Below are 14,415 nucleotides of genomic sequence, written 5' to 3' on the forward strand. Positions count from 1 at the left end.
CCCGCCGTCACGCAGGCGCCGCCGGCGTTCAGTGCGCCGCTGCCGGCTTGCCGAACGCGCCGAGGATCTTCTTCTCGAGCGCGATGTAATCGCGGCCGAAGTGGTGATCGCCCTCCGTCTTGATCACGTCGGCGCCCGTGTTCGCGAGTGCGGGGCACATCGTGTCCGACTCTTGCGCGCCATAGAAGCACTGCACGAGTTGCGGCGGCACCTTCGCGATTTCCGGCGCGACCTTCAGCGCTTTGTCGCTCGCGGGCATGCCGAGCCAGCCCGTCACGCGGATCTGGAAATCGGCCGACGGCGCGAAGCCGAGCAGCGACATCACCGCGACCTTGTCGCGCAGGTCCGCCGGCAGCCGGTTGTACGCGAACGGCATCACGTCGGCGCCGAACGAATAGCCGACCAGCGCCACGCGGCTCGCATGCCAGCGCGCCATGTAGGTGCGCATCACGCGGGCAAGATCGCGACTCACCTGTGCGGGCGGCTTCTCGCTCCAGAAATAACGCAGGCTGTCGATGCCGACCACCGACACGCCGTCGCGCTGCAGCGCCTCGGCGATCGTCTTGTCGAGATCGCGCCAGCCGCCGTCGCCCGAGATCACGATCGCGAGCCGGTCGCTGCCGCCCTTGGCCGGCAGTTCGACGAGCGGCAGATCCGACACGTCGAGCTCGTCGCTGCTGCTGGTGTCGCGCAAGTGCGATGTGACGAGCGAAACGAGCTTCGCGGCGTCGCCCACGGCAGCCGTTTCGACGAAACCCGGCATCGCGCGGCGCACGATCGTCGGATCGGGCGGACACGGCTTGAAGCGCGGATCGAGCTTCGCGGCCGGCCCCACCGCGACGACGCCGGCGATCGTATTCTCCGGCGCCATCGACAGGATCTGCTTGGCGATCGCGCCGCCCTGGCCCACGCCCGCGACGATCGGCGTGAAATAGCGCGACGATTGCGCGAGACGTTCGAGCTGATGGCTGACCGCCTCGGCGTCGCCGTCGAGGTGATGGCAGGCCTCCTGCTTCGCGGCGAGATTCGCCGCGTAACGCCCCGAATCGACGCCGACCGTCATCGCACCGGCTTGCGCGAGCGCGTCGGCCGCCTGTTGATCGGCGGCCTGCCAGCCGGCCCCACGCGAGAACAGCACGACGAACCCGCGCAGCGGCCCGCTCGGCTTCGTCACGGTCACGGGCCCGTAGCGGCCGCCGGACACGGTTTCGGCTTTCGCGGCGGCCGGCTGCGCGGCGCACGCGGCGCCGGCCAGCATCATTCCCGCGCAGGCGGCTGCCGCCCGCGCGATTACCTTCTTCAACATCATGAACGCCGACCTCCAGCCAGCAATGACAGATCCGCAAGCGTGACGAACACGCCGACCGAGCCCGAGGCCGCGAGATAACGCGGCTCCCAGTGCGGTTCGAACTTGCTCTTGAAAGCGCGCAAGCCGCGGAAGTTGTAGAAGCGGCCGCCGAAGCGCCAGACCATCAGGCCGAGCCGGTGGAACGGCGACGGCATCTTCGCCGCCCCCATCCCCGAGAACGGCGCGATGCCCAGGCTGAGCTTGCGGAACCCCGCTTCCTTCAGATGCAGCGCGAGCTGCGTAAACAGGTACTCCATCGCGTACGGCGATGCGTCCGGCAGATGGCGCATCACGCCGACCGTCGCCTCGGTGTTGAGATCGGTCGTCATGAACGTGACGAACGCGATCGGCTTGTCGGCCTGCCGCACCAGCATCACCGACTGCGTCGCGAGATAGCCGTCGTGGAACGCAGCCACCGAGAAACTCTTCTCGCGCGCATCGCGACTGTCGAGCCAGCCGTCGGAGATGTCGCGCAGCGCCGGCAGCGCGGCCGGCACGTCGCCCGGCGCGATCACCTCGACCGTCAGCGCATCCTTGTCGCCACGGCGCAGCGCGTAGCGCAGGTGCGATCGGTTCGATCCTTTCAGATCGAACTGATCGAGCGCGATGTGCGCTTCCTCGCCCAGCTTCATCAGCGTGAGCCCTGCGTCGAGATACAGCGGCAACGCGTTCGCGCGCACCTGGTAGAACGCCGCGCGGCCGCTGTGCGCGTGCGCGAGCGCGATGAACTTGCTGATCAGCGCCGGCCACTCTTCACGCGGCCCGACCGGGTCGTGCAGCGCGGCCCACGTGCGGCCGTTCTTCGCGTACATCAGGAACGCGCGGCGCGACTCGGAGAACAGGAACGACTTGTCGCCCATCAGCGCGAGGCCCGCATCGCTGCACTCCTGCGCGCGGATGATCTGCTCCGCGTCGACCAGGTCCTGCTCCGCGGGCTTCACGAAGCGTCCGGGCGCCGGGCGCAGCAACTGCCACAGCGCGAACAGCGCGACGAACACGCCGGCCGCGAGCGTCGCGCGCAGCGCCCGCGGCGCGCGCGCATCGAACGAGAAATGCGACCACAACTCGCGCGTGTAAGGCACGTCGCGGAACGCGAAGAACAGCACCCACACGGCCAGCATCAGCACCATCGCCACCGACACGAACCAGCTGACGGTGAAGCGCTCGGCGAGCAGCGAAGAATGACGGTTGAACCGGCGCCGGCTGACGAGCAGCAGCACGAGCAGCGTGCCGAGCACGCCGGCCTCGACGAACGCAAGGCCCTTGGCCAGCGACAGCGCGAGGCTCGCGAGCGTCAATGCGAAGGTCATCCACCAGGCGCCGTCGAGCCGGCGCAGCAGCCCGCGCGCGACGAACAACAGCGCGACGCCGAGCACGCTGCAGATCACCTGCGAGCCTTCGAGCACCCACAGCGGCACGATGTGGCGCAGGATCGCGATCCGATGCCAGAACGCGGGCGTCGCGCTCGAGATCACCAGCATTCCGCCGACCGCGAACGTCACGAGGCTCAGGAACACCGGCGCCAGTTGCGACACGCGCACGGCCTGCCGCGTCACGAGCCGGCGCCGCAGCGCGCGGCCCTCGAAACCGGCGAGCAGGCCCGCCGACAGCACGAGCGGCACGCCGAAATAGATCGCGCGATACGCGATCAGCGCGGCGACCATCGCGTGCGCGGGCACTTCGCGACCGAGCGTGAAGACCATCGCCGCTTCGAACACGCCGATCCCGCCCGGCGTATGGCCGATCATCCCGAGCAGCAACGCGGCCGCGTAAACGGTGATGAAGGTCGGGAAGCCGACTGGTGCAGCCGGCAGCAACACCCACAGCGTCAGGCCCGCGGCAACGACGTCGAGCACCGCATAGACGACCTGCGCGACGAGATCGCGCCGCGCCGGTACGTCGAACGACAGCCATTTGAAGCGCGTGACGACCGGGCGCGCGGTGTTGCCGCACAGCACGACCAGCGCGGCGAGCACGACCAGCAGGGCAGCGCCCGTCCACGTGAGCACGCCGGGCGCGACGTGCAGCATCGCGGCGAGCGCCTCCGGCACGCAGACCATGCCGACCGCCGTCATCAGCACCATCGCGAGCGCCAGCGTGCCGCTCGTGAATACCGTCATCCGGCCGATCTGGGCAGGCGTGACGCCCGACACGCCGTACACGCGCGCGCGCACCGCGCCGCCCGTCAGCGCGCCGAAGCCGGTCGCGTTGCCGAGCGCGGAACCGGCAATCGCGCCGATCCACAGCGCGACGCGCGGCACCCTGGCCGCGACATAGCGCAGGCCGACCGCATCGCGGGCGACGAGCGCGAGATAGCTGAGGGCCGTCGCGGCCAGCGACGCGCCCCACTCGCGGACGGACATGTGACGCAACTGGCGGATCACCGACCGGTAGTCGACGGATTCCGACAGGTGCTGGAAAACCACGATCAGCAGCAGGCCGATGCCGAGCGCGAGCAGCGGCGACAGCACGCGCTCGTTGCGGATCAGCGCCCGGGCACGGGCGATCACCGCCGCGGCGCGACCGGGCGAACCAGAGTGGCGGGAAGACATAACGTGTTCAGTGGTGGTGCATAGCGTGTCGCGGCGCGGGTTGGCCGGGCGGCGACGTATCTGTTGTTCTGCGTGGGCGGCCGGCCGAATACGGCCTCGTGGCGCCTGGATCAGAACTTACGAGTATACGGAATTAATATTACAGAATCTTTCACGTCGACTTTGTGCGGATTTGTGGTGTCTCGCACATCAAGACGCACCGAAAAACAGGGCGTCCGACGAACGCAAGGTGCGCATCATACCGGGAACCGCGGCGGTTTTTTCATCGGACGAATGACTTCTCGTCCATTTGGGAGGAATCTGCCCGACGGACTCCGGCCGGCGAGGACGAAAGCGTCGCGCCGCGACGCTTCAGCGGAATGGGGGCAGATTGATTCGGACGTGCGCATCCGCGCGGAAACGTCCTGGCCTCCGTTACTTCGCCCGCTCATGCTCTCCCAAGCCGATCGCCTTGTAGTCGTAAGTCGGATAGAACTCCGTCCGGTACACGCCCCAGGCCGTATCCTCGAGCACGCGATTGACCTCGCGCAGCCGCGACGCCGGCAGCCGCAGCACGACGATCTGCCCGATCCCCATCGTCACGGTCCAGCTCACCACCTCGACGCCCGGCGGCGGAAATGCCTTGTAGAAGCCCTGCTTCGCGAGCTGCGCATTCAGTTCCGCGAGCGGGCGCGATTCGTCGTGCTTCAGAAAGACGGTCAGCAGGACCGCGTTGTCGGGCGTCGCGACCGCCGAACCGGCCGGCACCGTCGACGTCTGGCCGATGGCCGGTGCGCCGGAAAGCGCGACGGCCGCCAACGCAGCGGCAATCACGAGCGTCCGAATCGGAACATGCGGGAATACGGTCATTGCGCGACTCCATGGCTTCGTGGCTGGAGCCGCCATCATGCACCGCCGGATCGATCGCTGCAGCGAGCCGCGCCGATGCGATTACGCCGCATCGCCGGCCGCGCGCTCGCGCAGAACGTCGATGAACGCGCGCAGCTTGGCCGGCACGTGCTTGCGATTCACGTAATACAACCACATCGGCGGCAACGTGCGGCATGCACCGGGCAGCACCTCGACGAGCGTGCCGTCGCGCAGGTCCTGCTCGATCCGCTCGCGCATGAACGCGAACGCAATGCCGACGCCCGCGCGCGCCGCATCGATCACCGCATCGTCGTCGTTCGTCACGAACACGCCGTCCGGATCGAGATCGACGTCGCGTTGCCCGTCGCGCAGCAGCCATTTATGCAAACGGCCGCTTTCCGAGAAACGGAAACGAACGCACGCATGATGCTCGAGCTGCGCGATCGACGCCGGCACACCGTAGCGCGCCAGATAAGCGGGCGACGCGACCAGCGCACACGTCAACGCAGGCGCGATCCGCACGCCGATCATGCCCGGCTGCAGCCGGTCGGCCAGGCGGATCCCCGCGTCGAAGCCGTCCTTTGCGATGTCGACGAGTTCGTTCTCGTAGCGAATTTCGAGCCGGACTTTCGGATAGCGTTCGCGGAACGTGGCGAGCACCGGCGCGATCACGCGCAAGCGTGCGAGCGGCAGCGCGGTCACGCGCAACAGCCCGTTCGGCTCGCTGCGCGCGTCCTTCAGTTCGTCGCGTGCCTGCACGACCTGACGGTACGCAGGCTCGGTCTGCCGCAGGTAGCGCTGGCCGGCTTCGGTGAGGCTCACGCCGCGCGTGCTCCGGTTGAACAGCTTCACGTTCAGCTCGCCCTCGAGCTGCCCGATCGCGAGGCTGACGGCAGCCGGCGTCAGGCCCAGCGCGGCGGCGGCGCGCGTGAAGTTGCCGGCCGTCGCGACGGTCATGAACACGTGCAGCCCGGCCATTGGATCGCGTCGGCTCATCGTCTGTCCATCATTAGAAAAACTTGAAACTGCTTCGAGCGGAATACGGATTCTGCCATATACCGTCGCTGCCTACACTGGCGCTGTCGTCCCCATCGGAGCCTCGCATGAACCCGCTCATCGCCGCCCTGCCCCTCGCCGCCGCCCGCCGCACGATCGACGCGGCGCTCGCCCATGCCGCGTCGCTGCAGGTGGCCGGCGTCGCGATCGCCGTCGTCGACGCCGGCGCCAACCTGCTCGCATTCGCGCGCACCGACGACTGTTTTCTCGGCGCGATCGACCTCGCGCAGCGCAAGGCGCTGACGGCGATCCGCTTTCGCGCGTCGACCGCGTCGCTGGGCGCGATGTCCGGCGTGGACGGGCCGTTGCGCGGCATCGAGCACAGTCACGGCGGGCTCGTCACGTTCGGCGGCGGCGAGCCGCTCATCGACGGCGACTGGCGCTGCGTCGGCGCAGTCGGCGTGTCGGGCGGCAGCGTCGAACAAGACGAAGCGATCGCGCGAGCCTGCAGCGATCATTTCCTGGCAACACTCAACCGCAAGGAGTAAGCACATGGCACGCAAACGCATCCTCATCACCGGCGCGGGGTCGGGCTTCGGCCTCGAAGTCGCGCTACGGCTCGCCGAGCGCGGCCACGACGTGACGGCCGGCGTCCGCGCCGCCGCCGAGATCGACGTCGTGACGAGCGCCGCAGCGCAGCGCGGCGCCGCGCTGCGCGTCGTCAAGCTCGACGTCACGTCCGCATACGACCGCGCCCGCGCGGCCGATCTCGAAGTCGACGTGCTCGTCAACAACGCGGGCGTCGGCGAAGCCGGCGCGCTCGTCGACCTGCCGATCGAGATCGTGCGCGAACTGTTCGACGTGAACGTGCTCGGGCCGCTCGAGCTCACGCAACAGGTCGCGCGAGGGATGCTCGCGCGCCGGCACGGCAAGATCGTGTTCGTGTCGTCGATTGCCGGGTTGATCACCGGTCCGTTCACGGGTGCGTACTGTGCGTCGAAACACGCGGTCGAATCGATCGCCGAGGCGATGCACGCCGAACTGGCGCCGCACGGCATCCGCGTCGCGGTCGTGAACCCGGGCCCGTACCGCACGGGTTTCAACGACCGGATGATGGAAACGACGAAGCGCTGGCACGATCCGGCCGTGCATACGGTGACGCCGGACAAGCTCACCTTTCCGCTCGAACAGCACGACCCGGAGGAAATGATCGCGAAGATGGTCGACGTGATCGACAGTGACGGCGGCGCGTTCCGCAACCTGCTGCCGCAGTCGGCGGAGGAGTTCGTCCGCGCCGAGCAGGCGCATGCGTGGGATCGCCAGCAGTAATGCAAACCGGCTGCGGCAGGCGGGTCACGCAGAGGCGCCCCGCCAGCCGCCAGCCACGCGACGCGCGGCGTTCGGCATCGACGGCCCGCCTCGACGGTTCGGACCGCCGGCGGCCGGCGACCGGCCGGCCGCCGCGTGGAACCCGCGTGCAGGCGCGGCGGCATCAAGCCGCCCTGCCCGTGTTCAATACACGTCCCGCATATAGCGCCGCGCCTTCGAAAGCCGCGCGACGTAGTCGTTCGCGGCTTCGTCCGACATGCCGCCGTGCTCGGCGACGACCGCCTTGAGCGCCGTATCGACGTCCTTGGCCATCCGCGCGGCGTCGCCGCACACGTAGAAGTGCGCGCCTTCCTCCAGCCACGCGAACAGCTCGGCGCCGTGCTCGCGCATCCGGTCCTGCACGTAGATCTTGTCGGCCTGGTCGCGCGAGAACGCGAGATCGAGCCGCGTGAGGAATCCGCTGTCGTGCATCGCGCCCAGCTCGTCGCCGTAGTAGAAGTCGGTCTGCGCGTGCTGCTCGCCGAAGAACAGCCAGTTGCGCCCGCGCGCGCCGCGCGCCCGCCGCTCGTGCAGGAAGCCGCGGAACGGCGCGACGCCGGTGCCCGGGCCGACCATCACGATCGGCACGTCGCCGTTCACCGGCGGCCGGAAATGTGCGGACTTCTGCACGAACACGGGCACGCGGCCGTCGTCCGCGCGATCGGCGAGGAACGTCGACGCGACGCCTTTGCGCGCGCGCCGGCCGTTGTGATAGCGCACGGCCGACACGGTCAGGTGAATCTCGCCCTCGTGCGCGCTCGGGCTCGACGCGATCGAATAGAGGCGCGGCTGCATGCGCTTGAGCATGCCGACCAGCTCCGCCGCCGACAGCTCGACCGGGTATTCGTGCAGCACGTCCGCCAGTTGCTGCCCCCACAGCCATTGCTTGAGGTCGGCCTTGCGATCGTCGCCGAGCAGCGACTTCAGCGCGCCGTTCGCGCTGCGCGACGCGATGAAGGCCAGCGTGTCCGGATGCGGGCGCGTGATGTCGAAGTGGCGCGCGAGCGCATCGCCGAGCCGGATATCGCCGATGCCCGCCACCGACACGGGCGCATCGGCCTTCAGCGCGGTGACGGACAGCAACTCCTCGACCAGTTCCGGACAGTTGGTGGGCCATACGCCGAGCGCGTCGCCGGTTTCGTATTCGAGGTTCGCGCCCTGGGTCGACAGCGACACGTAGCGCGTGTCCTTCGCGGCGCCCGGCCGGTTCAGCCGCAGATTCGCGACGAGCTTCGACGGCGCCGGATGCGCCTTCGTCGGCAGCAGCCCCGACGGGCTCATCGCGCCGGACGGCACCGCGTGCAACGCGGCATCGGCCTCCTTGATCCGCGCGACGACGCGCTCGAGCCACCGGTCGGCATCGTGCTGGAATTCGACGTCGCAATCGACGCGCGCGCACAGGCGCACCGCACCGAGCTCCGCGAGCCGCGCGTCGAGCCGGCGGCCGTGGCCGCAGAACTGGTCGTAGTTGCGGTCGCCGAACGCGAGCACCGCGAAATGCACGCCGTCGAGGCGCGCGGCGCTGCCGGCTTGCAGCGCGTCCCAGAACTCGCTGCCGTTGTCGGGCGCATCGCCGTCGCCGAACGTGCTGGTCATCAGCAGTACGTATTGCGCACCGGCCAGCGACGTGACCGGGTAGTCGGACATGCACGCGGTGCGGATCTCGAAGCCCGCGTTCATCAGCTTCGTCGCGTAATCCTCGGTCAACGATTCGATGTTGCCGGTCTGCGATGCCCACAGCAGCGTGACCTTCGGGCGCGGGCGCACGATGCGCACGCCGCCGGACGCGGCGGCGTCCGCCGGCAGCGCGGGCGCCGCGGCGCTCTGCGCACCGGCGGGCAGCGAGCGACTGAACAGACCCGCGAGCATCCCGTCGAGCCACAGCCGCACCGGCGGCGCGAGCGGCGCGCCGGCCGGCAGCACCGGCACGCCGCCTTCGCGCCGGCCGGCGCTTGCCTTCAGCCCGCTGACGAGGCCGGCCACGTACAGGCGCTCCGCGTCGGTCAGCGGCGGCGGCGCGAGATCGGCGACGCCGAGCGCGGCCGCGAAAGTGTCGATGTCTGCCATGTCGGATTCCTGTGAGGCCGCGGCCTGCGCCATCGCCGGCGCGGGCCGCGCGTCGTCGGCGCATGTATCGGGTTGCGCGGTGTCGTCGGCGGCGGACGCGAACGCGTCGGCCTCGACGCGCCGCAGCGCGACCGCGCAGTATTTCAGTTCGGGCTGCTGCGATTCCGGGTCGATCGCGTCGTTCGTCACCGCGTTGATGCACAGGTCGTCGCCGTATACGTCGTTCCAGTGCATCGGCGCGAAGCAGTTGCCGCGCCGCACGCGCTCGGTCACGACGGCCGGCAGCACCGCGCGGCCCCGCGCCGAACGGATCTCGACGCTGTCCTTCGCGGCGATGCCGAGCGCGCCGGCATCGTCCGGGTGCAGTTCGACGAACGGGCGCGGGTTGAGCTTGTTCAGCATCGCGACCTTGCCCGTCTTCGTCATCGTGTGCCACTGATGCTGCAGCCGCCCGGTGTTCAGCACGATCGGGAACGTGTCGTCGGGCAGTTCGGCCGGATCGACGTGCGGCCGCGCGAAGAAGCGCGCCTTGCCCGACGGCGTCGGGAACGCGATGCGCGGCGCTTCGCTGCCGTCGGCCGCCGTGCGCAGCGGCTGGCTCACGCCGTCGTTCAGGTAGCGGATCGGATGCCGCTCGCGCGCGGCGCCCGGTGCGACGGGCCACTGCACGGGCCCATCGCGCAGCGCCGCGTGGCTCGCGCCGCGCAGGTCGTAGCCGGTCGCCGGATTCGAGAAACGGACGATCTCGTCGAACACGTCGGCCGCCGACGCATAGTCGAACGCATCGCCGAAACCCATCGCGCGGGCGACTTCCGCGACGATGCGCCAGTCGGGCAGCGCGTCGCCGGGCGGCGCGACCGCCGCGCGCATCAGCGTCATGTTGCGCTCGGAGTTGATCATCACGCCGTCGCCTTCGGCCCACAGCGCGCCGGGCAGCAGGATGTCCGCGTAGCGGTTGGTCTCGGTGTCGAGGAACGCGTCCTGCGCGATCACGAGCTCCGCCGCCTGCAGCCCGGCGATCACGTTGCGCCGGTTCGGCACGGTCGCGACCGGGTTCGTGCAGACGATCCAGCATGCCTTGACGTCGCCGGCCGCCATGCGCGCGAACAGGTCGACCGTGCCCTTGCCCGTGTCCTTGCGCAGCGTGCCGGCCGGCACGCGCCACAGGTTCTCGACGAAGCGGCGATCGTCGTCGGATGCCACCGAGCGCTGGCCGGGCAACCCCGGCCCCATGTAGCCCATCTCGCGCCCGCCCATCGCGTTCGGCTGGCCGGTCAGCGAGAACGGCCCGCTGCCCGGGCGGCAGATCTTGCCGGTCGCGAGATGCAGGTTGCAGATAGCGTTGGTGTTCCACACGCCGTGCGTGCTCTGGTTGAGCCCCATCGTCCAGCAGCTCGTCCATTCCTGCGCGTCGCCGATCCATTGCGCGGCCGTGCGAATGTCGGCTTCGGCCAGCCCCGTGATCCCGGCGACGCGCTCGGGCGGGTAGTCGGCGAGGAACGCGGGCATCGCGTCCCAGCCTTCGGTGCAGGCAGCGATGAACGCGGCGTCGGTGCGGCCGTTCGCATGCAGCAGATGCAGCAGCCCGTTGGTCAGCGCGAGATCGGTGCCCGGCCGGATCTGCAGGAACAGGTCGGCCTTGTCGGCGGTCGCGGTGCGGCGCGGATCGACCACGATCAGCTTCGCGCCGGCCTTCACGCGATCCATCATCCGCAGGAACAGGATCGGATGACAGTCGGCCATGTTCGCGCCGATCACGAAGAACAGGTTCGCGCGGTCGAAATCCTGGTACGACCCGGGCGGGCCGTCCGCGCCGAGCGACTGCTTGTAGCCGGTGCTCGCGCTCGCCATGCACAGGCGCGAGTTCGACTCGATGTTGTTGGTGCCGACGAAGCCCTTCGCGAGCTTGTTCACGAGGTATTGCGCCTCGATCGACATCTGCCCCGACACGTAGAACGACAGCGCGTCGGGCCCGTGCGTATCGAGCACCGCGCGCAGCCGCCGTGCAGTCTCGGCGATCGCGTCGCGCACCGGCAGCGGCACGAGGTCGTCCTCGCGCGCGCGCCGCACGAACGCGCGGTCGAGCCGCCCCGAGCGACGCAGCGCGACGTGCGCCGACGAACCCTTCGTGCACAGCCGCCCGAAGTTGGTCGGATGGTCGGCGTCGCCGGACACCTTGACGACTTCGCCCTCCTCGACGTGCAGCACCATCCCGCAGCCGACGCCGCAGTACGGGCACACGCTCTTGACGGGGGTGGCGGTCATGCGTGCTCCGGGGCGCTCAGGCCGCGATCCACACGTAGCCGTCCTCGACCCGCGACGGATACGCGTTCACCGACTGCTCGGGCGCTTCCAGGCATTCGCCGGTACGCAGGTCGAAGTGCTGCTTGTACAGCGGCGACGCGACCACGATGCGCTCGCCGAGGCTGCCGATCAGCCCGCGCGACATCACGGCGGCCTGCGACACCGGATCGACGTTGTCGATCGCGAACACGCCGCCGTCGGGATGCGCGACGTGAAACACCGCGACCTGCTCGCCGTTGACGAGCGCGCACACGCCCGTGTTCGGCACGATGTCGTCGAGCGGACACACGCGGGTCCAGGACAGCGGAAGACGATCGTTCATGATGGGCTCCTTGAGAAAGACGCTGATGTCGGTCAGGATCAGACGGTCGCCGGTTCGGCGACGACCGGAATCGCCACGGGTTTGCCGCGCACGCGCTCGTCGGGCGTCGCGGGCCGGATCTGGCCGCGGGTCTCGACGAATGCGATGGTCGCGTCGGGCGCGTCGCTGTTCACGAAGTGGCGGAAGCGCTTGCGCGTCTCCGGATCGGTGACGGCCTTCTTCCATTCGCATTCGTACGTATCGACCACGTGCTGCATGTCGGCCTCGAGTTCGGCCGTGATCCCGAGCTTGTCGTGCACGACGACGTCGATCAGGTAGTCGAGGCCGCCTTCGAGGTTGTCGCGCCACACGCTGGTGCGTTGCAGGCGGTCGGCCGTGCGCACGTAGAACATCAGGAAGCGGTCGATGTAGCGGATCAGCGTCGCGCGATCGAGATCGGACGCGAGCAGTTCCGCGTGGCGCGGCTTCATCCCGCCGTTGCCGCACACGTACAGGTTCCAGCCCTTCTCGGTCGCGATCACGCCGACGTCCTTGCCCTGCGCTTCCGCGCACTCACGCGTGCAGCCGGACACGCCGAACTTGATCTTGTGCGGCGCGCGCAGCCCCTTGTAGCGATTCTCCAGATCGATCGCGAGGCCGACCGAATCGTCGACGCCGTAGCGGCACCACGTCGACCCGACGCACGATTTCACGGTGCGCAGCGCCTTGCCGTACGCGTGCCCCGATTCGAAGCCGGCCGCGATCAGTTCCTCCCAGATCGACGGCAACTGCTCGACGCGCGCGCCGAACAGGTCGACGCGCTGGCCGCCGGTGATTTTCGTGTACAGGCCGTATTTTTTCGCGACCTGACCGACCGCGATCAGCCCTTCCGGCGTAACTTCGCCGCCCGGCATGCGCGGCACCACCGAATACGTGCCGTCGCGCTGGATGTTCGCGAGGTAGTAGTCGTTCGAATCCTGCAGCCCCGCGTGCTCCTTCTTCAGCACGAACTCGTTGAAGCACGACGCGAGGATGCCCGCGACGGCCGGCTTGCACACGTCGCAGCCGAGGCCGCGGCCGTGCTTATGCAGCAATTCGTCGAAGGTCGTGATGCGCTCGACGCGGATCAGGTGGAACAGCTCCTGCCGCGAATACGCGAAGTGCTCGCACAGATGATTGTTGACCGCGAGGCCCTGCTTCTTCATCTCGGCCTTCATGATCTGCGTGACGAGCGGCACGCAGCCGCCGCACGACGTGCCGGCGCCCGTGCACGTCTTCAGCGCGCCGAGGCTCGTCGCGCCGTCGGCCACGGCCGCGCAGATCTGCGACTTCGACACGTTGTTGCACGAGCAGATCTGCGCGGCCGCGGGCAGCGCGTCGACGCCGATCGCCGGCTTCGCCGCGCCGTCCGACGACGGCAGGATCAGGAATTCGGGCTGCTCGGGCAGCTCGATGCGGTTCAACATCATCTGCAGCAGCGTGCCGTACTCGGCTGCATCGCCGACCATCACCGCGCCGTGCAGGAACTTGCCGCAGTCGGACACCACGAGCTTCTTGTAGACCTGACGGCGCTCGTCCGCGTACTGGTAGGTGCGGCTGCCGGCCGTCGTGCCGTGCGCGTCGCCAATGCTCGCGACGTCGACGCCCATCAGCTTCAGCTTGGTGCTCATGTCGGCGCCCGCGAACGCGGCGTCGGCCTCGCCGCCGAGCCGTTTCGCGACCACGCGCGCCATGTCGTAGCCGGGCGCGACGAGGCCGTACACCATGCCGTTCCAGGCCGCGCATTCGCCGATCGCGTAGATGTCGGCGTCGCTCGTGCGGCACGCGTCGTCGATCGCGACGCCGCCGCGCGGGCCGATCTCGAGCCCGCACGCGCGGGCCAGTTCGTCGCGCGCGCGGATGCCGGCCGAGAACACGATCATGTCCGTGTCGAGATGCGTGCCGTCGGCGAACGCCATCCGGTGCGCGCCTTCGTCCCCGTCGACGATTTCGAGCGTGTTCTTGCCGGTATGCACGGTCACGCCGAGCGCCTCGATCTTCGCGCGCAGCATCCGGCCGCCGCCGTCGTCGACCTGCACGGCCATCAGGCGCGGCGCGAATTCGACCACGTGCGTGTCGAGCCCCATGTCGCGCAGCGCCTTCGCGCATTCGAGGCCGAGCAGCCCGCCGCCGATCACGACGCCGCGCTTCGCGTGCGCGCCGCACGCCTGCATCGCTTCGAGATCCTCGATCGTCCGGTACACGAAGCAGCCCGCGCGATCGCGGCCCGGCACCGGCGGCACGAACGGACGCGAGCCCGTGGCGAGCACCAGTTTGTCGTACGCGAGCGTTTCGCCCGATACGAGCGTGACCGTATGCGCGGCGCGGTCGATCGACGCGACTTGCGCGTTCACGCGCAGGTCGAACTGCGGATGGCGCTCGAAGAAGCCGGGTTCGACGAGCGACAGGTCGTCCGCCGACTTGCCCGCGAAGAATTCCGACAGGTGCACGCGATCGTAGGCCGGGCGCGGTTCCTCGCCGAGCACGGTGACCTGCAGCGTGCCTGCCGTGCCGGCTTGCGCCGCGATGCATTCGAGGAGCTTGTGGCCGACCATGCCGTGGCCGATGACGATGAGTTTCATGATGACGGT

9 protein-coding genes are annotated in these 14,415 nt (G+C 69.2%); 2 read left to right on the top strand and 7 right to left on the bottom strand.

From position 1 onward, the window contains the following. Positions 1 to 28: 28 nt before the first annotated feature. From WS54_RS07035 to WS54_RS07055, 4 genes are all read right to left on the bottom strand, one after another. Entirely contained in the window at positions 29 to 1,309 is a 1,281-nt protein-coding gene (locus tag WS54_RS07035) for a virulence factor family protein (RefSeq protein WP_059783382.1), read from the bottom strand. Beyond that, positions 1,306 to 3,900, bottom strand: a complete 2,595-nt coding sequence (gene mprF / locus WS54_RS07040; protein ID WP_034204736.1) for a bifunctional lysylphosphatidylglycerol flippase/synthetase MprF — start codon at positions 3,898 to 3,900, stop codon at positions 1,306 to 1,308. Before mprF ends, WS54_RS07035 begins: the two co-directional genes overlap by 4 nt. Positions 3,901 to 4,314: 414 nt before the next feature. Next, entirely contained in the window at positions 4,315 to 4,749 is a 435-nt protein-coding gene (locus WS54_RS07050) for a hypothetical protein (RefSeq protein WP_034204735.1), read from the bottom strand. An 81-nt stretch (positions 4,750 to 4,830) separates the two neighbouring features. Further along, positions 4,831 to 5,745 carry a LysR family transcriptional regulator gene (locus WS54_RS07055; RefSeq protein WP_059783380.1) on the bottom strand — a complete coding sequence of 305 codons (915 nt, stop codon included), beginning with the start codon at positions 5,743 to 5,745 and terminating at the stop codon, positions 4,831 to 4,833. A gap of 107 nt (positions 5,746 to 5,852) precedes the next feature. Here WS54_RS07055 and WS54_RS07060 point away from each other — a divergent pair, with 107 nt between their 5' ends. Then, a complete protein-coding gene (locus WS54_RS07060; protein ID WP_059783378.1) occupies positions 5,853 to 6,293 on the top strand; it encodes a GlcG/HbpS family heme-binding protein in 441 nt (146 codons plus the stop codon). A 4-nt stretch (positions 6,294 to 6,297) separates the two neighbouring features. Next, positions 6,298 to 7,074 carry an SDR family oxidoreductase gene (locus WS54_RS07065; protein WP_059783376.1) on the top strand — a complete coding sequence of 259 codons (777 nt, stop codon included), beginning with the start codon at positions 6,298 to 6,300 and terminating at the stop codon, positions 7,072 to 7,074. 183 nt (positions 7,075 to 7,257) lie between these two features. On the opposite strand, the gene WS54_RS07070 is transcribed toward WS54_RS07065, so the two are convergent. From WS54_RS07070 to nirB, 3 genes are read right to left on the bottom strand one after another with little or no spacing between them, the layout of a single operon-like run. Then, a complete protein-coding gene (locus tag WS54_RS07070) occupies positions 7,258 to 11,445 on the bottom strand; it encodes a bifunctional nitrate reductase/sulfite reductase flavoprotein subunit alpha (protein WP_059783374.1) in 4,188 nt (1,395 codons plus the stop codon). Between the two features lie 16 nt (positions 11,446 to 11,461). Continuing rightward, entirely contained in the window at positions 11,462 to 11,806 is a 345-nt protein-coding gene (gene nirD / locus WS54_RS07075; RefSeq protein ID WP_059783373.1) for a nitrite reductase small subunit NirD, read from the bottom strand. A 38-nt stretch (positions 11,807 to 11,844) separates the two neighbouring features. Then, on the bottom strand, positions 11,845 to 14,406 hold the full coding sequence (gene nirB / locus WS54_RS07080; protein WP_059783371.1) for a nitrite reductase large subunit NirB: 2,562 nt from the start codon (positions 14,404 to 14,406) through the stop codon (positions 11,845 to 11,847). Positions 14,407 to 14,415 lie beyond the last annotated feature (9 nt).

It is taken from the genome of Burkholderia sp. NRF60-BP8 (assembly GCF_001522585.2).
Lineage (GTDB): Bacteria > Pseudomonadota > Gammaproteobacteria > Burkholderiales > Burkholderiaceae > Burkholderia.